This window comes from Streptomyces sp. NPDC059832 (genome assembly GCF_042731715.1).
Classification (GTDB): Bacteria; Actinomycetota; Actinomycetes; order Streptomycetales; family Streptomycetaceae; genus Streptomyces.
Window position 1 is genome coordinate 102,046 of sequence record NZ_JBHWIY010000017.1, and the last position, 20,231, is coordinate 122,276.

General features: G+C 71.1%; 19 protein-coding genes and 1 tRNA gene. 14 read left to right on the forward strand and 6 right to left on the reverse strand.

The features are described 5' to 3' along the window. The first annotated feature begins 76 nt into the window (after positions 1–76). The 8 genes from ACFV8T_RS27515 to ACFV8T_RS27550 all read left to right on the forward strand — a co-directional run bounded on the left by ACFV8T_RS27515 (position 77) and on the right by ACFV8T_RS27550 (position 7,183). Complete coding sequence (locus ACFV8T_RS27515; RefSeq protein ID WP_006380568.1) at positions 77–559, forward strand: CarD family transcriptional regulator; 483 nt, start codon at positions 77–79, stop codon at positions 557–559. A 354-nt stretch (positions 560–913) separates the two neighbouring features. Then, on the forward strand, positions 914–1,660 hold the full coding sequence (gene ispD / locus ACFV8T_RS27520; RefSeq protein WP_385332404.1) for a 2-C-methyl-D-erythritol 4-phosphate cytidylyltransferase: 747 nt from the start codon (positions 914–916) through the stop codon (positions 1,658–1,660). After that, positions 1,650–2,153, forward strand: coding sequence for a 2-C-methyl-D-erythritol 2,4-cyclodiphosphate synthase (ispF, locus tag ACFV8T_RS27525; RefSeq protein ID WP_266416132.1), 504 nt, complete (start codon positions 1,650–1,652; stop codon positions 2,151–2,153). Before ispD ends, ispF begins: the two co-directional genes overlap by 11 nt. Before the next feature lie 160 nt (positions 2,154–2,313). Next, entirely contained in the window at positions 2,314–2,502 is a 189-nt protein-coding gene (locus tag ACFV8T_RS27530) for a hypothetical protein (RefSeq protein ID WP_385332407.1), read from the forward strand. Next, positions 2,499–2,906: a PPOX class F420-dependent oxidoreductase gene (locus ACFV8T_RS27535; RefSeq protein WP_385332410.1), complete on the forward strand. Its 408-nt coding sequence runs from the start codon at positions 2,499–2,501 to the stop codon at positions 2,904–2,906. The genes ACFV8T_RS27530 and ACFV8T_RS27535 overlap by 4 nt, the downstream gene beginning before the upstream one ends. A gap of 81 nt (positions 2,907–2,987) precedes the next feature. After that, positions 2,988–4,391 (forward strand): cysteine--tRNA ligase, encoded by a 1,404-nt coding sequence (gene cysS / locus ACFV8T_RS27540; RefSeq protein ID WP_385332413.1) that lies wholly within the window; start codon positions 2,988–2,990, stop codon positions 4,389–4,391. An 86-nt stretch (positions 4,392–4,477) separates the two neighbouring features. Next, entirely contained in the window at positions 4,478–5,434 is a 957-nt protein-coding gene (gene rlmB, locus ACFV8T_RS27545) for a 23S rRNA (guanosine(2251)-2'-O)-methyltransferase RlmB (protein ID WP_385332416.1), read from the forward strand. A 189-nt stretch (positions 5,435–5,623) separates the two neighbouring features. Further along, complete coding sequence (locus ACFV8T_RS27550) at positions 5,624–7,183, forward strand: DoxX family membrane protein (RefSeq protein WP_385332531.1); 1,560 nt, start codon at positions 5,624–5,626, stop codon at positions 7,181–7,183. A gap of 88 nt (positions 7,184–7,271) precedes the next feature. Here ACFV8T_RS27550 and ACFV8T_RS27555 read toward each other — a convergent pair whose 3' ends face one another. From ACFV8T_RS27555 to ACFV8T_RS27565, 3 genes are all read right to left on the reverse strand, one after another. Beyond that, positions 7,272–7,982 carry an NDP-sugar synthase gene (locus ACFV8T_RS27555; protein WP_385332419.1) on the reverse strand — a complete coding sequence of 237 codons (711 nt, stop codon included), beginning with the start codon at positions 7,980–7,982 and terminating at the stop codon, positions 7,272–7,274. 34 nt (positions 7,983–8,016) lie between these two features. Beyond that, positions 8,017–8,430, reverse strand: coding sequence for a hypothetical protein (locus ACFV8T_RS27560; RefSeq protein WP_385332421.1), 414 nt, complete (start codon positions 8,428–8,430; stop codon positions 8,017–8,019). Positions 8,431–8,654: 224 nt separating this feature from the next. Beyond that, positions 8,655–9,791 (reverse strand): ABC transporter ATP-binding protein, encoded by a 1,137-nt coding sequence (locus tag ACFV8T_RS27565; RefSeq protein WP_266416119.1) that lies wholly within the window; start codon positions 9,789–9,791, stop codon positions 8,655–8,657. A 179-nt stretch (positions 9,792–9,970) separates the two neighbouring features. On the opposite strand from ACFV8T_RS27565, the gene ACFV8T_RS27570 reads away from it, so the two are divergent. The 3 genes from ACFV8T_RS27570 (at position 9,971) to ACFV8T_RS27580 (ending at position 12,695) form a co-directional block, all read left to right on the forward strand. Next, a tRNA-Thr gene (locus ACFV8T_RS27570) sits at positions 9,971–10,044 on the forward strand. A gap of 258 nt (positions 10,045–10,302) precedes the next feature. After that, positions 10,303–11,601: a sensor histidine kinase gene (locus tag ACFV8T_RS27575; protein ID WP_385332424.1), complete on the forward strand. Its 1,299-nt coding sequence runs from the start codon at positions 10,303–10,305 to the stop codon at positions 11,599–11,601. 137 nt (positions 11,602–11,738) lie between these two features. Continuing rightward, positions 11,739–12,695 (forward strand): ArsR/SmtB family transcription factor, encoded by a 957-nt coding sequence (locus ACFV8T_RS27580; protein ID WP_385332427.1) that lies wholly within the window; start codon positions 11,739–11,741, stop codon positions 12,693–12,695. Here ACFV8T_RS27580 and ACFV8T_RS27585 read toward each other — a convergent pair. Then, a complete protein-coding gene (locus tag ACFV8T_RS27585) occupies positions 12,679–13,326 on the reverse strand; it encodes a response regulator (RefSeq protein WP_385332430.1) in 648 nt (215 codons plus the stop codon). The genes ACFV8T_RS27580 and ACFV8T_RS27585 overlap by 17 nt on opposite strands. A gap of 519 nt (positions 13,327–13,845) precedes the next feature. Here ACFV8T_RS27585 and ACFV8T_RS27590 point away from each other — a divergent pair. The 3 genes from ACFV8T_RS27590 to ACFV8T_RS27600 all read left to right on the forward strand — a co-directional run bounded on the left by ACFV8T_RS27590 (position 13,846) and on the right by ACFV8T_RS27600 (position 17,052). After that, positions 13,846–15,750: an FtsX-like permease family protein gene (locus tag ACFV8T_RS27590; RefSeq protein ID WP_385332433.1), complete on the forward strand. Its 1,905-nt coding sequence runs from the start codon at positions 13,846–13,848 to the stop codon at positions 15,748–15,750. 207 nt (positions 15,751–15,957) lie between these two features. Next, complete coding sequence (locus ACFV8T_RS27595) at positions 15,958–16,785, forward strand: ABC transporter ATP-binding protein (RefSeq protein ID WP_385332436.1); 828 nt, start codon at positions 15,958–15,960, stop codon at positions 16,783–16,785. Positions 16,786–16,926: 141 nt separating this feature from the next. Beyond that, positions 16,927–17,052: a hypothetical protein gene (locus ACFV8T_RS27600; protein WP_385332438.1), complete on the forward strand. Its 126-nt coding sequence runs from the start codon at positions 16,927–16,929 to the stop codon at positions 17,050–17,052. A 162-nt stretch (positions 17,053–17,214) separates the two neighbouring features. Here the strand turns inward: ACFV8T_RS27600 and ACFV8T_RS27605 are convergent, their stop codons facing one another. Further along, the gene (locus ACFV8T_RS27605) at positions 17,215–18,432 is read right to left on the reverse strand and encodes a Glu/Leu/Phe/Val dehydrogenase dimerization domain-containing protein (RefSeq protein WP_385332441.1); all 1,218 of its coding nucleotides are present in this window, start codon (positions 18,430–18,432) and stop codon (positions 17,215–17,217) included. Beyond that, positions 18,429–20,078, reverse strand: coding sequence for a 5-guanidino-2-oxopentanoate decarboxylase (locus tag ACFV8T_RS27610; protein ID WP_385332444.1), 1,650 nt, complete (start codon positions 20,076–20,078; stop codon positions 18,429–18,431). Before ACFV8T_RS27610 ends, ACFV8T_RS27605 begins: the two co-directional genes overlap by 4 nt. Positions 20,079–20,231: the final 153 nt, after the last annotated feature.

Here is a 20,231-nt window from a genome sequence, read left to right on the forward strand (position 1 = left end):
CTGACCTGCGAAAACGCCATTCAGGAGAAGCAGTTCTCGTGTTACGCTTGATAGCCACGGAAGGGGTACCTGTCACATGACGTTCAAGGTTGGCGACACCGTGGTCTATCCCCATCACGGGGCCGCGCTGATCGAGGCTATCGAAACTCGCCAGATCAAAGGCGTGGACAAGACCTACTTGGTGCTCAAGGTCGCCCAGGGCGACTTGACGGTTCGTGTGCCGGCGGACAATGCGGAGTTCGTGGGTGTGCGCGACGTGGTCGGGCAGGAGGGGCTGGACCGGGTCTTCGAGGTGCTTCGCGCGCCGTATGCCGAAGAGCCGACGAACTGGTCCCGGCGCTACAAGGCAAATCTCGAGAAGCTCGCCTCCGGCGATGTCATCAAGGTCGCCGAAGTGGTCCGCGACCTGTGGCGTCGTGAGCGCGAGCGTGGACTCTCCGCAGGTGAGAAGCGCATGCTCGCCAAGGCTCGCCAGATTCTGGTGAGCGAGCTCGCTCTCGCGGAGAACACGAACGAAGACAAGGCCGAGGCTCTGCTCGACGAGGTTCTCGCGTCCTGAACCGGCTCGTGCCGGTCGTAATCAATGTGCCGCGGTGCCCGCTGACAACCGTATTCACGGTATGTCGTCGGGCGCCGCGGCATGTCCATATCAGGCCGCGGCATGTCTGGATTTCTGCGCAGCCTGTCCGGATTACGTTCCGACTCACCGATGCGTTGGCTTCATCGGCGATACCCCCGATACGTTGCTCGCGATCTTGTGCAGCCGATCCCGAGCGACCGGTGCGGCTTGTCCGACTTCGACCGGGTGTCACGGAAAGGGCCCGGTCGAGTCATGGCATGGCGCCCGGCTCGCTTGTGGCCATACCCATGTCGGCCGTGGAAACAAACATGCCGAAGCTTCGGAGTGCAACCGATGTCTGATCAATCGCGTCCGTACCGCACTGCCGCCGTGATTCCCGCGGCCGGCCGCGGTGTACGGCTCGGTCCGGGCGCCCCCAAGGCGCTCCGCGCGCTGGGCGGGACGCCCATGCTCATCCATGCGGTTCGGGCCATGGCGGCGTCCCGTGCCGTCTCCCTGGTCGTCGTCGTCGCACCGCCGGACGGCGCCCCCGAGGTCAAGAACCTGCTCGACGAGCACGCCCTGCCCGAGCGCACCGACTACCTCGTCGTGCCCGGCGGCGACACCCGCCAGGAGTCCGTGCGGCTCGGCCTCGACGTGCTGCCGGCGGACATCTCCGTCGTCCTCGTCCATGACGCGGCGCGCCCGCTGGTGCCCGTCGACACGGTCGACGCGGTGATCGAGGCGGTACGGGACGGGGCGCCCGCCGTCGTCCCCGCGCTGCCGCTGGCCGACACCGTCAAGGAGGTCGAGCCCGGTGCGCCGGGGGAGCCGGAGCCGGTGCTCGGCACGCCCGTGCGGGCCAGGCTGCGCGCGGTGCAGACCCCGCAGGGCTTCGACCGCGACACGCTCGCACGGGCCCACACCGCCGTCGCCGTCAGCGGCGAGGGCGCCACGGACGACGCGGGCATGGTGGAGCAGCTCGGGGCGCCCGTCGTGGTCGTACCCGGGCACGAAGAGGCGTTCAAGGTGACCCGGCCGCTCGATCTGGTGCTGGCCGAGGCGGTACTCGCACGCAGGAGGGCGAACGATGGCTTCTGAGGAACGGACCGGGCCCGTGATCCCGCAGGTCGGGATCGGCACCGACATCCACGCCTTCGAAGAGGGCCGCGAGCTGTGGTGCGCGGGGCTGCTGTGGGAGGGCGAAGGGCCCGGTCTGGCCGGGCACTCGGACGCCGACGTCGTCGCGCACGCCGCGTGCAACGCGCTCTTCTCGGCCGCCGGGCTCGGCGACCTCGGGCAGCACTTCGGCACCGGGCGGCCCGAGTGGTCCGGCGCCGCCGGTGTGACCCTGCTGACCGAGGCGGCGCGGATCGTGCGGGCCGAGGGCTTCGAGATCGGCAATGTCGCCGTCCAGGTCGTCGGCGTACGGCCGAAGATCGGCAAACGGCGCGACGAGGCGCAGAAGGTGCTTTCGGCCGCCGTGGGGGCGCCCGTCTCGCTCTCCGCCGCCACCTCCGACGGGCTCGGCTTCACCGGGCGGGGCGAGGGCATCGCCGGGCTCGCGACCGCGCTGGTCTACCGCACCGGCTGACCCCGGCACGGCCCTGGCCTGCCGGTACTCCGGGGCCAGACCTTGTTGCACATCGCTTGCACATGCGCTGGTGCGGCAAGCGATGTGTTGTACGAGGACGGTGGACCCGCGGATGAGCACGATGGCCGAGGCGCCGGCGGCGGCCGGAACCGGCGGGTAGGTGCTGCGCACCGCCACCCCCGCCGACCTCGGCGGTGCGCGGGCCGTGATGCTCGCCGCCGTGCCGCTCGCGGGTGCCGCGCTCGCCCTGACCCTTCCGGTGGGCAGGAGCGGGAAGCGGGAGCGGCGGAACGTGGTTGGGGTACGGGTGGAGGCATCACCGACCCCACCAGGAGGACGTACGCCATGACCGCCGCACTCTCCGCAGAGCTCAAAGCGCTTCTCGACACCCCCGTCTTCGTCACCGTCGTCACCATCCAGCCCGACGGCAGCCCCCAGGCCTCCCCGGTCTGGGCCAAGCGCGACGGCGACGACGTGCTCATCTCGACGGCGGTGGGCCGCCGCAAGGAGCAGAACCTGAACCGTGACCCGCGGGTCTCCGTCGTCGTGCAGCCCTTCGCCGCCCCGTACACGTACGCCGAGATCCGCGGCACCGCCGCCCTGACCACCGAGGGCGCCGAGGAGCTCATGGACGAGCTGTCCGTGAAGTACACCGGCAAGAAGTTCGTGGAGTTCAACCCCTCGGCCGCCGCCGACGACGCCGAACGCGTGGTCGTCCGGATCACCCCGCGCAAGGTCGTCGGAAGCATCTGAGACGCCCCCGCGGTCACAAACTCGTCCCCGCGATCCCCAAGGGGTCGCGGGGCACTGGTGCGCGCCCACTACCCTTGAGGCGTGACTATTCGCCTGTACGACACCAGCGCCCGGCAGATCCGTGACTTCGTACCGCTCACAGCGGGCTGTGTCTCGATCTACCTCTGTGGCGCGACTGTCCAGGCCGCCCCGCACATCGGGCACATCCGGTCCGGGCTGAACTTCGACATCATGCGCCGCTGGTTCGAGTACCGCGGCTACGACGTCACGTTCGTCCGGAACGTCACCGACATCGACGACAAGATCATCGCGAAGTCCGCGGAACAGGGCCGCCCCTGGTGGGCCATCGGCTACGAGAACGAGCGGGCGTTCAACGCCGGCTACGACGCGCTCGGCTGCCTCCCGGTCACCTGCGAGCCCCGTGCCACCGGCCACATCCCCGAGATGATCGAGATGATGCGCGGCCTGATCGAACGCGGTCATGCCTACGCGGCCGACGGCAACGTCTACTTCGACGTGCGCTCGTTCCCCGGCTACCTGGAGCTGTCCAACCAGGACCTGGACGACCTCCGCCAGCCGTCCGGCGACGGCGAGACCGGCAAGCGCGACCAGCGTGACTTCGCGATGTGGAAGGCGTCCAAGCCGGGCGAGCCCAGCTGGGAGACCCCCTGGGGCCGCGGTCGCCCCGGCTGGCACCTGGAGTGCTCCGCCATGGCGCACAAGTACCTCGGCACCGCCTTCGACATCCACGGCGGCGGTATCGACCTGATCTTCCCGCACCACGAGAACGAGATCGCCCAGGCCAAGGCGTACGGCGACGAGTTCGCGAAGTACTGGGTGCACAACGGCTGGGTCACCATGTCCGGCGAGAAGATGTCGAAGTCGCTGGGCAACTCGGTGCTGGTCAGCGAGATGGTCAAGGCATGGCGCCCGATCGTGCTGCGCTACTACCTCGGCACCCCGCACTACCGGTCGATGATCGAGTACAGCGAGGAGGCCCTGCGCGAGGCCGAGTCCGCGTTCGCGCGGATCGAGGGCTTCGTCCAGCGCGTCACCGAGAAGGCGGGCGAGACGGTCGAGCCCGCCGCCGAGGTGCCGCCGGCCTTCGCCGAGGCGATGGACGACGACCTGGGCGTCCCGCAGGCCCTCGCGATCGTCCACACCACGGTCCGCCAGGGCAACTCCGCACTGGCCGCCGACGACAAGGAAGCGGCGGTCGCCCGGCTCGCGGAGGTCCGCGCGATGCTCGGCGTCCTCGGCCTCGACCCGCTCGACGAGCACTGGGCGGGCGAGAGCGACCGCGGCGACGATCTGCACGGCGTCGTCGACACCCTCGTACGTCTCGTGCTCGACCAGCGCCAGTCGGCCCGCGAGCGCAAGGACTGGCCCGCCGCCGACGCCATCCGCGACCAGCTCAACCAGTCCGGACTCGTCATCGAGGACAGCCCCACCGGACCACGGTGGACACTCGGCCCGCGCCAGTAGTCCCCACCATGTGCCGCCCGGCGTTCCGGGCGGCACACTTTCACTTATACGCACGCATGTCTGAGAAGCAACGAAACAGGTAGGTCATGGCCGGGAACAGCCAGCGCAGGAACCGCCGCACGTCCAACAAGAAGGGCGCGCAGGTCGGCAGCGGTGGGCAGCGACGCCGTGGCCTCGAAGGCAAGGGCCCGACGCCGCCCGCCGAGGCCCGTAAGAAGCACAAGAAGAACCGCATCGCGACCGCCAAGGCCAAGCAGGCCGCCAACCGCCGCCCCGCCCCCCGGCGCGGCGGCGTCAAGGGCACGTCCGAGATGGTCGTCGGCCGCAACCCGGTCTACGAGGCCCTGCGCGACGGCGTCCCGGCGACGACCCTGTACGTCCAGCAGTACATCGACAACGACGAGCGCGTCCGCGAGGCGCTCCAGCTCGCCGGCGCGCGCGGCAACATCAACCTGATGGAGGCCCCGCGCCCCGAGCTGGACCGGATGACGAACGGCCTGAACCACCAGGGCCTCGTCCTCCAGGTCCCGCCGTACGAGTACGCACACCCGGAGGACCTCACCGCCGCCGCGTACGACAACGGCGAGGACCCGCTGATCGTCGCCCTCGACGGCGTCACCGACCCGCGCAACCTGGGCGCGATCGTCCGCTCCGTCTCCGCGTTCGGCGGCCACGGCGTGGTCGTGCCCGAGCGGCGCGCGGCCGGGATGACGGCGGGCGCCTGGAAGTCCTCGGCCGGCACGGCGGCCCGTACGCCGGTCTCCCGCGTCACGAACCTGACCCGGGCCCTGGAGGGCTACCAGAAGGCCGGCCTCACGGTCGTCGGCCTCGCCGCCGACGGCGAGCACACCGTCGAGGACCTGGCGGAGCTCGCCGGACCCGTCGTCATCGTCATCGGCAGCGAGGGCAAGGGCCTCGGCCGCCTCGTCGGCGAGACCTGCGACTACCGGGTCCGCATCTCGATGCCGGGCGGCGCGGAGTCGCTGAACGCCGGTGTCGCGGCCGGGATCGTCCTGTACGAGGTCGCGCGGCGCCGGGCCTGAAGTCCACCCGGCCGGGGGGCGGCCGACCGGGGCCTGTCGCCGGACAGGCCCCCGGCGCCCCCCGCCGGACCCCATTGACGGGCCTCGGACACATCGGGCCCGTCAAGGCAGTGTCCTAAACACACATCACTCGGTTAGATGAGTGTGGACACCAGAACGCCTCGGTTCGACGAACAACCAGCCCTGAGCATGGCCAAGGTGGACTGCGACCCTGCGCAGGTCATCGTCAACCACGCCAGCTTCCGGGTGCAGCTCGCCCCCGGCCAGCGCCCGCGGCTGCGCGGTCTGGCCCCTGCCGGCGCGCCCAGGATCCCCGCCATGAGCGGCGCAGGAACGGGCCGCGGCAGGCGCTCGCCCGTCGTGTGGAGCGGCAGGTCCGCCCCCGGCGACCCCGGCGCCACCGGGCTCCTCCAGGCCGTACGGAACTCCACCGCGGGCCGCCCGGCCGCCGGGTACGACCCCTACGCGCCCCCGGGATACGACGGCGGACACGGCACGGGCGGCACCCAGGTCATCGATCTCCTCGAAGAGACCCAGCCCACCCCCGTCATCACCGCCCCCCACCAGCCGGGCCGCTACGACAACGGCCCCCTGCTGCCGCCCATGCGCCGGGCGGTCGGCGCCTACGACTCCGCCGACAGCGGCCGGTACCCGCAAGCGGCGTACGACGAGGACGGCTTCGACGAGGAGACCGCGGACCGGAGCGGGCGCCAGAACAGCGACTCCGTACGCCACGCGTACTACCCCGGCCGCCGGATGAACCTCGGCGTCGTGCTGCTGCCGCTGCGGGTCTTCCTCGGCTTCATCTCCATCTACGCCGGCATGGGCAAACTCTGCGACCCCGTCTACTTCGACGGCGGCGAACGCGGCTCCATGGTCAAGTGGCTGACCTCGCTGCACCCCTGGGCGCTGGCCGAGCCGCTGCGCGACTTCGCGCTCTCCCACCCCGTCGGCGCCGGACTCAGCGTCGCCTTCCTCCAGGTCGTCGTCGGCGTCCTCACCGTCCTCGGCCTCTGGCAGCGGGTCGCCGCCTCGGTCGGCGCGCTGCTGTCCGCCGCGCTGCTGGTCACCGTGAGCTGGCGCACCGTCGCCGTCTACGACGCGCCCGACATCATCTACCTCGCCGCCTGGAGCCCGCTGATCATCGCGGGCGCGCCGGTCTACTCCGTCGACGGACGGCTCGCCGGTGAGGCCTGGCGCAGGCTCGGCCCGCGCTCGGCGATCTGGGACCTGCGCCGCCGGGTGCTGCGCCGGGGCGCCCTCGTCGCCGCCGTCGTCGTCGGCCTCACCCTTCTCGTGGGCTCCGTGCTCGGCGGCGCGGTCCGCTCCTCCGGGGTCGTCACCGTGCCCGGCCCGAACGGCGACCCGACCAACCAGCTCCCCGGCTCCCCGCTCCCGCAGGAATCCCACAGCGGCCGGGCCTCGCACACGCCGGAGGGCCGACGCCCCTCGCCGACCCGGAGCGGCGCCGCCACGACGCCCTCCACCGCGCCGTCCACGCCCGCCGCGGGCACCGTACGCGAGTCCGGCCAGGCGGCCGGTGCCGGACAGCCCAGCCAGACCCAGGGCACCGGCCGGCAGACCCCGCAGCAGACGGCCCCGCAGCAGCCCCCGTCCAGCAGTTCCGGCCCGTCGTCCTCCGGCACCACCGGCACGGGCGGCGGTTCCACCGGCGGCTCGGACGGCGGCGACTCCACCGGCGGTACGTCCGGCGGCGGGCAGAACCCGATCGGCGGCCTGCTCGGCTGAGCCGCCGGGCCGGCGTCGGCGCACGACGAAGGGGCGGTCACCGGATTCGTACCGGTGACCGCCCCTTCGTCGTACGCCCGGGGCTCCGCTACTGCCCGTCGAGCTCCTTGGCGGCCTCGGTGAGGTCCTTCGCCGTGTCGATGGCCCGCCAGTACGCGCCGTGCGGGAGCGGGTAGCCGGCCAGCCTGCGCTCGCGGGCCAGCCGGGGGAACGTCGTCCGCTCGTGGTCGCCCCGGTCCGGCAGCAGCGTCGTGAACTCCGGGGAGAAGACGTACACACCGGCGTTGATCAGATACGGCGAGGGCGGCGACTCGATGAAGTCGGTGATGTGCCCGAACGCGTCCGTCTCCACGGCACCCCACGGGATACGGGGACGGGCCAGGGCCAGTGTCGCGGTCGCATCGCGTTCGGTGTGGAACGCGGCCATCTCGCGCAGGGAGAAGCGCGTCCAGATGTCGCCGTTGGTGGCGTACCAGGGCTGCTCGGGGTCGGGCAGCCGGGCGGCGGCGTACTTCAGCCCGCCGCCGCGGCCCAGCGGCTCGGACTCCACGACGGTCGTCACGCGCAGCGGCAGCACCGCCGAGTCCAGCCACTCCTGCAGCACCTCGGCCAGATGACCGCACGACACCACGGCGTCGGTCACGCCTTCGGCGGCCAGCCAGGAAAGCTGATGGCCGATGATCGGAGTCCCGGTGCCCGGGATCTCGACCATCGGCTTGGGGCGGTCATCGGTGTACGGGCGCAGCCGCGATCCCTGGCCACCCGCCAGGACCACGGCCTGCGTCGGATACGTATGCATGCCAGGCACGATATGCGGTGCCCGGCACGGCCGGTCAGCTGAACCGGGCGACGCCCGAGGCGAAGGACGTGTCGCAGACGGGACGCGAGAACCGGTGGGCGTGCGTGGGGCCGTACTTCTCGACGGCGGCGCGGCCCAGTGCCCTGGCGATCGACATGCAGTGCCGGGCGAGCGAGGGGCGGCCCTCGACGGAGCGCTGGAGGTCGGTGAGCGCGACACCCGGGTCCTTCTCCCGGAGCTCCAGCAGCAGCCGGTCACGGAGGGCGTCCTGCGGGGTGCGCGTCTTGGCGCGCTTCGAGATGTCGTGGGCCGACGCGGTCAGGACCTGCGGCTCGGAGTTGTGAGCTGCCCACGGCACGCTGGTGACGGCGAGGGTCCCGGAGAGGACCATCACGACGGGCAGTACGAAGGCGAGGGATCGGCCGATGCGGCGCGCAGTGTGGGTCACGCAGCGAGCGTAGCGGGCAGTAATGATTTGGCGACATCTCGTCACCCTTGAGGGGGATGGTTCGAGGGTGCTTTTCGAATCGGGTGTTGACGAACGGTGGCGAAATGACCGGTGTGCCGGGGAATCCGGCGCCGTACGGGTCCAAACCCGCTCGTGCTCCATGGCGCGCGAACGGCCCCGCACGCAGAACGTGCGGGGCCGCTGTGGCGCGGGTGTGCGGGGCGTCAGTCGGTGAGACGCTCGCCCGTCGACGTCGCGAAGACGTGCAGCTCGTCCGGGCGCGGCACGACGTGGAGCTTGGTGCCCTTCTCCGGGACGGCGCGGCCGCCGACGCGGACGACCAGGTCCTTGTGCTCGCCACCGACCTCGGCGGCGCCGTAGACGAAGCCGTCGGCGCCGAGCTCCTCGACGACGTTGACCGAGACGGCCAGGCCGGCCGGCGCGTCGGCGCTGTCCTTCGACAGGGACTTCGCGGCGGCGCCACCGTGCTCGACGATGTCGAAGTGCTCGGGGCGGATGCCGACCGTGACGGTGGTGTCACCACGGTCCGCGGCGGCGGTGAGCGCCTCGCGGGAGACCGGGACGACGCTGTTGCCGAACTTCACACCGCCGTCGGTGATCGGGACCTCGACCAGGTTCATGGCCGGGGAGCCGATGAAGCCGGCCACGAAGAGGTTCGCAGGCTTGTCGTACATGTTGCGCGGCGAGTCGACCTGCTGGAGCAGACCGTCCTTGAGGACCGCGACCCGGTCACCCATGGTCAGGGCCTCGACCTGGTCGTGCGTGACGTACACGGTCGTGATGCCCAGACGGCGCTGGAGCGAGGCGATCTGCGTACGGGTGGAGACACGGAGCTTGGCGTCGAGGTTCGACAGCGGCTCGTCCATGAGGAAGACCTGCGGCTCACGCACGATGGCACGGCCCATCGCGACACGCTGACGCTGACCACCGGAGAGCGCCTTCGGCTTGCGGTCCAGGTACTCGGTGAGGTCCAGCATCTTGGCGGCCTCTTCGACCTTCGCCCGGATCTCGGTCTTGTTGACCCCGGCGATCTTGAGCGCGAAGCCCATGTTGTCCGCGACCGTCATGTGCGGGTACAGCGCGTAGTTCTGGAACACCATGGCGATGTCCCGGTCCTTCGGGGGCAGGTGCGTGACGTCGCGGTCACCGATGCGGATCGCGCCGCCGTTGACGTCCTCAAGACCCGCGAGCATGCGCAGGGAGGTCGACTTGCCACAACCGGAAGGACCGACGAGGACGAGGAACTCACCGTCCGCGATGTCGATCTCGAGCTGGTCCACGGCCGGCTTCGTGGAGCCGGGGTAGACGCGGGACGCCTTGTCGAACGTGACACTGGCCATGCTGGATCTTCTCCTCCACCGGCAGGAACGTGCCGGACGATCCGAGTGCGGGAGTGGTCTGGTCCACTTGAGTGAACCTTCAGCGACGCTACCTGGCCATTTCGAATCTGTCAGTAGTTCGACGGGCGCGAAATTTCGGGACCGCGCAGGGTGCGGCGTTGGTTACACTGCTCCGGCATGCCTCCTTAGCTCAGCTGGCCAGAGCAACGCACTTGTAATGCGTAGGTCGTCGGTTCGAATCCGACAGGGGGCTCTGGGAAACCCCAGGTCGGGCACCAGCTGACCTGGGGTTTTGTGTTGCTCGGGGGCGTGGCGGGCGTACGGCTGAGGGAAAGCGGGACGGCCTGCGTGAGCGGCCTTGAGGCGGCGCCTCGTCTCCTCCAGGTCAGGAAGGGGCAGCCTGGCGTGGCTGACTCGGCGATCAGCTGGACGCCCTCGGAGTCGTCGGCGTCAGCGAGTACGCCATCCGTGACTTCAAGTCGTGCACGGCCCAATGCGTACGATCTGGCGCATGGGTGGGCTCAGTATGAACTCGCTGTACTGGGGCGGATATGGCGTGGCGATGGCGACCGCGCTCATGGTGGGCTGTCTGGCGATGGCATCGACGGCACCGCTCCTTGTCGCCGCCGCGTTGGTCGCCGTCGCGGCGGCGATGTTTCCCGCGCTGTGGTCGCCGCGCACAGCACACTGGGTCCCGGCCATCGTGTTGGGCGCCTGCGCGGTGTCCCAGGTGGCCACCTTCGTCTTCCAGGGGCCGGTTGCCGGTGAAGCGGAGACCTGGTGGCTGGTGGAGAGCGTCGGCTTGATGGTGCTGGTGGTGCCGGCGGTGCGCAGGCCCCGTGGACGCACTGCGCTGCTGCTCACAGTGCTCCTGACCGCGACCATCACGGAACTACCGCTGCGGATGGTGCTGAGGATGGATCCACCGGCTACCTTCGAGCAAGCCGTCAAGCTCTGTCTGGCCTGGCTGCTGTTGGCCGCGGCGGCCAACGGCATTGGCTGCCATCTGCGGGTTCTGGACGCGCGCGGCAGCGCGGCGCTGGCTGCTGAACGACGGACCCAGCGACTCGAACTCGCCCGGGATCTCCACGACTTCGCCGCCCATGACGTGACGGGGGTGGTGGTCCTCGCGCAGGCCGCCCAGGTCCTTGTGGACCAGGACCCGAAGCGGGTCGGGGAACTGCTCACGCACATCGAAGAGGCGGGCAGGCAGGCTCTGTCCTCGCTGGACCGCACCGTGCACGTGTTCACCGGTGACGACGCGGCGACGGTCCGGCACGGGCGGCAGGCCGGGGAGACGGCCGATGCGGGCGGCGACGCGCTCCGCCCGCGTCCGCGGGATCTGGACGGGCTGAAGGCGTTGACCGACCGGTTCGCCCGCACGGGCGGTGCGGCGGTGCGGCTTGATCTGGCCGACGGCGCCTTGGTCGACCTCCCGTGGCGCGTCAGCGAGTTGGGATACCGCGTGGTGGTGGAGGCGCTCACCAACGTACGGCGGCATGCCCCCGGCGCGTCCGAGGTGTGCATAGCGGTGTCCCGTGCGCCGTACGGCGGCATGGACACGCTCAGCATCACCGTGATCGACGACGCGCCGGACGTCGGCTCGGAGGAGGACTCGGGCGAGCCCGGGGAGCCTGAGCGGCTGGGCGGTGGGACCGGCCTGGCGGATCTTCGAAGGCGCGCGGCGGACATGGGGGGTGAACTCGCCGCGCATCCGCACCCTTCGGGGGGCTGGCGGGTGAGCGTGCTGCTGCCCCTGGTGGCATCGGGGCCTGGCAGGGGTGACGAACAAGACCGGCCGAACGGCTGATGCCACGGAAGCAGGCGCTGAGCGACTATGAAGGGGCCGGCTGAGGGACACGGTCCGTCCCTGATCCGGTGATACACCCACGCGGGAAATTACTGGTCAGGAGATTCGGGGGGATCTTCCAGATGATTCGCATTCGCATGTCTGCCGAGGATCTGACGTGTATTCGTATCGGCTCGGGCCTTGGTCCGGAAATCGAGGCGATTTTCGCGCTGGAAGTCTTGCAAGGGAGTGCGAACCACTTTCAAGCGTGGCGGAACGGCGTGCGTAAACGGCTCTCCTTGCAAGGGGATTTGGCGGCCCGTCTCGATGACCTGGTTCGGACGCCAGGATTGTTCCGGGACGTCCTGAGGGCCTGGACGGGCGACAACGACATGGCATCGGGTGAGAACACAATGCCTCTTCGGTCGCACGCCGAGGCAAGAGAATTGGTACGGGATTTCTGTCGTGTGGCCATGGCGCCCGGCTGGCCCGAGATTCAGGCGCGCATCGACGCCGAGACGGACGCTTGCCGGCAGATCGCGGGCAGTGCCGGAGTGAAGACGCTGCTGAGCAGCTTGCATCCACGAATTCGCTGGCGGGGCCGGTGCCTTGAGATCCCTGCGGACGAGCCGAGCGAGGTCGTCCTGGACGGACGGGGGCTGGTACTCGCTCCCTCGCTCTTCCTGCAGACCGCGGGAGAGATGCTGATGAACGCCGAGGGGGCCGGGAACAGCGTACCGACGCTGGCCTTCCCGGTGCGGTTCGACCCGCGCCGGGAAGTTCTGCTGACCGGCGAGTCCGACGGCGCCATCGCCGCACGCGACAGACAGCAGTCGCTCGGGGCGCTCGTCGGGCGGACCAGGGCCGCGCTCCTGCGCGCCGTGCTCGACGAGTCCACCACCAGCGAGCTCGCCGACTCGCTCGGGGTGACAGCCGCAGCGGTGAGCCAGCATGCGGCCGTCCTTCGATCAGCCGGACTCATCACGAGCCGTCGCAGCGGCAGCAGCGTGCTGCACACGGTGACGATGCTGGGCCTGCATCTGTTGCGTGGCGAGAGCGCCCGGCGAGCCGGTCGTCGAACCGCCTCCGGTGCCCGGCTCACGGCCCGGGTCTGAGGCCCGCTTCCCAGGCCCAGGCGGCGATTTCCACCCGGTTGCGCACTCGCAGCTTGCGCTGCAGGTTGCTCAGGTGGGACTTGACGGTGCCCAGTGAGATGAAGAGTTCCGCGCAGATGTCGGCGTTGGTGAGCCCTTCGGCCACCAGGGTGGCGATCTCCTCCTCGCGAGCGGTCAGAGGTTCCACCGGTTCGTACGGGCGACGACGCGGTTCGGTGTAGCGGCGCAGCAGCCTCATCGTGATCTCGGGGCTGATGAGCGCGTCGCCGGCGACCGCGGACCGTACAGCCTCGGCGAGCAGCGCGGGCCCGGAGCGTTTCAGGAGGAAGCCGCACGCGCCGTAGCGCAGTGCGGTGTGCACGTATTCGTCGAGGTCGAACGTGGTCACCACGACGACCTTCACTTCGGGGGCGACGCCGACCAGTCGGCGGGTCAGTTCCAGGCCGTCCATGCCGGGCATGCGGATGTCGGCGAGCAACACGTCCGGTCGCAGTTCCCGGACGGTCTCCAGTGCGCTGGGTCCGTCGGCGGCCTCGGCCACGACCTCCAGGTCCGCCTCGGCTTCCAGGATGTGCCGGAAACCCTCGCGGACACTCGCCTGATCATCCGCGACCACTATGCGCGTCTTCATGATCGCATCATGCCACGGAGGGTGTGCGCCGATGGCTGCTTGTTATGGCCGCGGTAATTGATTCATGGTGGCGCTCATCGCGCTCGCCCATCGCTGTACCTCGCCGCGGCCGTCTCTGACTTGGTGAATTTAGAGACCACTAAATGGTGTTGGTGCGGAGGTTCGGGATGGGGAATCGTAAGTGTCTTCACCGAGGCGCGGAAGTTCGGAGAAGGAGAAAGGGGGGTGGGTGTCTTATGGGTGAGAGATACGAGTCCTGTGCGATTGCGGATCCAGCGTGGTACGAGGCGTTGGAGCGATGTGGCGACGAGGAGACCGTTCTCGACGCTCCGTTCAGCTCGTACTCCCTCCTCAACTGCTGAAACAGCTCGGCACAGAAGCAGGAGTCGGTCCGGGAGGGCCACGGCTCGTGCGGCCTTCCCGGAAACCGAACATACCCGTACCGAAGGGTAGGAAATCGCAATGACCTCAGCGCCGACCGTACCGACACAACCCCTTCAAATCCCAGGGGTCATACGGTTGTTCACGTCCGAGGTACGGGTGCATCCGGGGCGCGTCGCCGGAGCCGCGGTGGCCTGTGCGGTCACCGCCGCCGGTGTCGGTGCGTGCCTGGTGCTGATGACCGGCGTGAGTGGCACGGGCTATGCCGAGAACTCGGCCGCGGCGGCCACCGCCGACAGCGCGCAGAACCTCCTGTCCCTGTTGCTCACCCTGCTGCTGATGTCCGCCGTCCTGGTGACCGGGTCCACGGTCTCGCTGTGGACGGGTCAACGCCTCGGCCAGTTCGCCGTGTTGCGGGCGCTCGGGGTGTCGGCCCGCCGCCTGCGCGCCTTGGCGATGCTGGACGTGGCCGCGCTGTCGCTGCTGTCCGCAGTGGTCGGCGTGGGCGTCGGCCTCCTGCCCCTGGCCAGGTTCGTCCGGCAGGTGATGGCCGACAGCGACCTGTACCCCGCGGCTGCCGGGCTGCCTTCCCCCGCCGTGACCGTACTGGAGGCGGCCGCGGTCTGCGTGGGAACCTCCGTGGTCGCGGTGGTGGCGGCGCTGACCGCTGTCCTCGCGGCGGGCCGGGTGCGCCCGATCGACCTGCTCAAGGACGACGCTCTGGCGATGGCGCCGAGCCGACGGAGCCCGGTGCGGCTCGGCATCGGTGTCGCACTGCTCGTCACGACGTGCCTGCCGCTGCTGGTCCTGATGGTCGTGCCCATGCTGCCGGGGGTACTCAAGGCGGCGCTGGCCCCGGGCTTCGCCCTCATGATCATCCCGGTGCTCGCGGTACTCGCCCCGTGGTACGTGCCCCTGCTCGTGCGGCCTCTCGGCGGGCTGCTGCGACTGCTCGACAGACGTGTCGGACGGATCGCGGCCGCCGGGCTGCGGGCGGCACCCGTGCGTACGACCGCGGTCGCCGTGCCCGTGCTCCTCGCCGTCGGGCTCGCAGCGGCGATGCTCGGCGCCGGAGCGACCGTGGGCGAGGCGGTGCGGGATCAGACTGAGCGCGGCCTGCGGGCCGACGGCGTGGTCAGTGCCGAGCCGGAGCACCGGCTGCCGGCCGGGGCCGGCGCCACCGCCTTCCCCGGCGGCACCGCGACTCCTCTCGTGCACACCACGGTCACCGCGCCGAAGACCTTCTACGACGACAGCCCCGAGCCGGTCCGCGCCTGGGGCGCCGACGCGCGGGCGCTGCCCGGGGTCCTCGACCTCGACGTGGAGCAGGGCCGCCTCGACGCGCTCACCGGAAGCAGCTTCGCTGCCGGTGCCACACAGGTTGAAGGACACCACTGGAAGATCGGCCAGACGGTCAGGTTGCGGCTTGCGGACGGCAGTTCGCACCGGCTGCGGCTGGCCGCCGTCTACGGCCGTGACCTCGCCTTCCCCGAGTTCCTGCTGCCCGGCTCCCTCGCGATGGCCCACACCCCGGATGCCTACGCCGAACAGATCCTGTTGCGCGGCGACATCACCTCCTGGCCGAAGGCAGCAGGCCAAGAGGTGGCCTCGCGCTCCGCGTATCTCGCCGACCTCGCACCGCGCAGCCCGCAGGACGACCTGGCCGCCCATCTGATCGTGGCAGTGGTCAGCGGCTACGCGCTGCTCGCCGTCGCCAACACCTGCGCCCTGGCCCAGCGCGACCGCCGTGCTCAGCGGGCACACCTGCGTGCCGTGGGGCTCACCCGGTGGCAACTGCTGCGCTGTGTCCTGTACGAGTCGTCGGGCGGCGCCGTCGTCGGCGTGGCGCTGTCCGCGCTGACCGCACTGATCTGCCTGACTCCGCTGTCGGCCGCACTCGGCGTACATGCCATGCCGACGTTCGACCTGCCCTGGACGCTGGGCGTGCTCGGCGCCGTACTGGTCGCGGCGGCGCTCGCCTCGGCCCTGTCCGCACGCCCGCTGCGTGACATCCGTGAGCAGTTCGCGGGCAGTGCGTCATGACTCGCCTGCCGCGCCCGCCGCGTACGCGAGGACTCGGCCGGTCCTTCCGGCTGTTGTTCACCGGGGAGTCCGCCCCGGCCCCGACGCCGCGGCACGCGGCGCCCGAGCACTGCGTCTCCTCGCCGCCGCGACCGGCCTGAAGCTCCCGAGCCCCACGACGGGCAACCCCGCACCACCCCGATCACCGATGAACCCGAGGAGCACGACATGGCTTCACCCCGTCCCTGGCCGGGCGGCGCCCCGCTTCACCGCACGCCGCCCGTGGACCCCGCGGCGGCGGCCTCCGCGGTGAACCTGACCAAGGTGTACGGGCAGCCGGACGCCCAGGTCGTCGCCCTCGACAGGGTCTCCGTCGCGTTCCGCCGCGGCGAGTTCGCCGCGATCATGGGGCCTTCGGGTTCGGGCAAGTCGACGCTCATGCACTGCCTGGCCGGACTCGACTCCGGCACATCGGGCGGGGCCTGGCTCGGCGACGTGGAACTGTCACGCCTGGGTGATCGCGCCCTGACCCGGCTGCGCAGGGAGCGGATCGGCTTCGTCTTCCAGGCGTTCCACCTGATCCCGGCACTGACCGTGCTCGAAAACATCGTGCTGCCCCTGACCGTCGCCGGACGCAGGCCGGACCAGCAGTGGCTGCGCTGGGTCATCGACACGGTCGGCCTCGCCCACCGGCTCGGCCATCGCCCGGCCCAGCTGTCCGGAGGACAGCAGCAGCGGGTCGCCTGCGCGCGCGCCCTGGTGGGCCGCCCGGAGATCGTCTTCGCCGATGAGCCGACCGGGAACCTGGACTCACGAGCGGCCGCGGACATCCTCGGGCTCCTGCGCCGGTGCGTGCGCGAGCTGGGCCAGACGGTCGTCATGGTCACCCACGACCCGCTCGCGGCCAGCCACTCCGACCGCATCGTCTTCCTCTCCGACGGCCGCATCGTCGACGAACTGGCCCACCCCACCTCGGACCTCGTGATGAGCCGCATGCGGCAGTTCGACACGAGCATCGGCATCAGCCACTGGGCAGGGCCCGGCGCGGGGCCGTGACCAGTCCGGCGAAGCCCGTCATCTGCCGCAAGGCGGGGTCTGCTTCCGACCGCAGGCCGACTGCCAGGAACCCGTGCAGATCGCTGACTTCGCCGCGATGCCGGGATGCCGGGATGCCGGTCCACGATTCCGGCACGCCCGGTGACCAACAACAGCGGCTCGCCCGTCGGGCTCTACGTCGACGACGAGTGCACTCAGTACCTCGACCAGGTCGAGGCCGGCGGAACCCGGGACTCGCTCGCCGCGTCCGCCGTCACGGCGGACTGACTCATGAAGCAAGGCCAGGTGACGGGGTGCGCATGACCGCTTGGGGATCCCGCGGTACCGCCCAGCACCACCCGTCACGACCGGGAGGCCCGCGAGTGAGGGGCGGTGAGTCGGGATGAGCGACGGACGCGTACCGAGCTCTGAGTGGCTGGATTCCAGCTGTCAGCGGAAGGTTCCGAAGCGGTCCGCGACCGTCGGCAGCCGGTCCGCGGCCAGGGCGTGTGCGGCGGCTCGGGGGGTGGTGGTCCCGGTTTCGGCGCGGGCCAGTATCCGGTCGACCAGGGCGCGCATCGACCGGCGGGTGTACGCGAACGCCTCGTCGGCGTCGGCGCCGATGTCGCCGAACAGGGTCCACCACCACCAGGCGTTCGTACCGGAGTTGACGACGACGTCCGGCAGTACGGTGATGCCCCGGGCGGCCAGCAGCGTCTCCGCCTCGGGGACCACCGGCATGTTGGCGGCCTCGACGATCCAGCGGGCGGTGATGCCCGCCTGGTTGGCGGCGTCCACGGCGTACGAGACGGCGGCCGGTACCAGTACCTCGGCGTCGGCGGTCAGCCAGGCGTCGGCCGGCAGTTCACGGTCCTCGGCGCGGAGTGCGGCGCGGTCCACGGCGCCGTGGCCGTCGCGGGCGGCGAGCAGCGCCTCGACGTCCAGGCCGTCGGGGTTGGCGACGGTGCCCTTGATGTCGGCGACCGCGACGACGCGCAGTCCGGCGCGGGCCAGGAAGCGGGCGGTGGCGCCGCCCATGGTGCCGAAGCCCTGCACCGCGACGCGGGTTCCCCGGTGGGCGACGCCGGCCCGGTCCAGGGCGGTGAGCACCGATTCGGCGACTCCGCAGCCCCCCACCAGCTCGTCCAGGCCGATGCCGTCCACGTCGATGGCGAACGCGTCGGCGAGGCGTCGCCGGGCGGCTTCCTCGTCGTCGAGGAGCGGGTAGACCGCCTGGATGGAGGAGACCAGACCCGCCTCGGCGGCGGCCCGGTCGACGAGGTCCTGGGTGAGGCCGAGGTCCTCGCCGGTGGTCCAGAACTGTTCGATGTAGGGGCGTACGGCACGCAGGTAGCGGACGAGGACGCCGTAGGCGGCGGGGTCGCGCGGGTCGCAGTCGATGCCGCCCTTGGCGCCGCCCAGCGGGATGTAGCGGCCCTGCGGGTTGTAGTGCAGCACCTCCTTCATCGTCATGCCGCGGGCCAGGCCGGTGACTTCCTCCAGCGTGCAGCCGGCGCGCATCCGCAGGCCGCCGCTGGAGACGCCGCGCACCAGTCGGTCGATGACCAGGTGGCCCTGGTGTCCGGTCTCCTGGTCGGTCCAGGTGAGGGAGATCAGCGGGGCGGCCGACCCGGCGGTGGTCCGCGGGGCCGTGGGGGACGTGGTCATCGGGAGTGCTCCTCGGGGATGGTGATGAGGGTGGGGCCGGGGGTGTCCAGGGCCCGGCGCAGGGCCTCGGCGAGCGCCTCGGGCGAGTCGGCGCGTACGCCGTGGCCGCCGTAGGCGCGGGCCAGGGCGGGCAGGTCGACCGGCGGGAGGTCGACCCCGGTGGGGCGGTCGCCGCGGGAGACCATTTCGTCGCGGATCTCGCCGTAGCCGCCGTTGTCGAACACCACGACGGGCAGGGGGAGTCGCAGTTGTACGGCGGTGGCCAGCTCCTGTACGGAGAACTGGAGGCCGCCGTCGCCGCTCAGCGCGACGACCGGCCGGGCGGGGTCCGCGGTCTTGGCGCCGATGGCGGCGGGCAGGGCGTAGCCGAGGGTGCCGAAGCCCGTGGGGTGCAGATAGCGGCCCTCCGGGGCGACGGGCAGGTGCGGGATCGCGCCGTAGTAGCAGCACTGGGCGCTGTCGGAGGTGAGCACCGCGTTCGCAGGGAGCACCGATCCGATCGCCGCCAGGTACGGCAGCAGGTGCGCGTCCTCGCTCCGGGTCTCGGCGTTCCGCTCGTCGCGGAGCGCGACGACGGCGCGGTGGGCCTCGTGGTGCGTTTCGGTGGTGATGGTGGTGGCGCCGGGGCGGGTGGCGAGGAGCGAGCGCAGGGTGTGCCGGGCGTCGCCGACCAGGGGGATGCCGGCGGGCGGGCCCGCGTACATCTGCGCCGGATCGATGTCGGCCCGGATCAGGGTGCCGCCGAGCGCGGGCAGGGGCTCCCACAGGTCGGACTCGGCGAGCTCCGTGCCGACGGCGAGCACCACGTCGCGCTCCGCCAGCCAGCGCCGGACGGCCCGGCTGTGCAGCGAGGCGCCGAGCGACAGCGGGTGGGTCTCCGCGACGATGCCCTTTCCGTTGGCCGAGGTCACCACGGGGGCGCCCAGCTCCTCGGCCAGTCGCAGGCACTCGGCGGCGGCTCCGCGCGCTCCGCCGCCGAGCACGATCGCGGGCCGGGCGGCCGAGCGCAGCGCCTCGGCGGCCGTCGAGAGCGCGTCCGGGTCCGCCGTCGCGGGGGAGACCGGCGGGGCGGTCCGTATGGGCCCGGCCGGTTCCACGGCGGTGAGCAGGTCCAGCGGTACCTCGATGTGCACGGGCCGGGGGCGCCGCGTACGGAAGAGGGTGAAGGCGCGGGCGACCGCCACGCCGATCTCCTCGACGGAGGACACCCGGTGGCTGACGGCCGCGACGCCCCGCAGCGCCTCGGTCTGGCTGCGCATCTCGTGCAGCAGGCCGGTCGACTGCCGGGGGTGGCGCAGCGGCATGCCGGGTGAGACGACGAGCAGCGGGACGCTGTCGGAGTAGGCCTGGCCGACGGCGGCCGCGATGTTCAGCAGGGCCGGGCCGGTGGTGGTGATCGCCACGCCGGGCCGGCCGCAGACCCGGGCGTAGGCGTCGGCGGCGTAGCCCGCGCCCTGTTCGTGGCGGGGGTTGAGGTGGTCGATCCGGTAGGCGGCCAGGTGCCGGTAGATCTCCAGGTTGTGGGTGCCGGGGATGCCGAACGCCTGGGTCACACCGTGCGCGGCGAGCGCCCGCACCAGGGCTTCCCCGCCGGTGAGCCCGCCTCGCGGGGGCCGGGCGGGGATGGTCGCGGGTGGTTCCGACATGGTTTCTCCAGGCACTGCGCAGGGCTCCTTACTGAATGAGTAGTCAGTATTTGGAGTATGGATCGCCCATGTCAATGCGTGCAGATACTGAACATTTGTTCAGTTGCCGGGACGGGGGCCGCCCGGGTCGGCGGCCGGGCCTGCGCGGGCCCG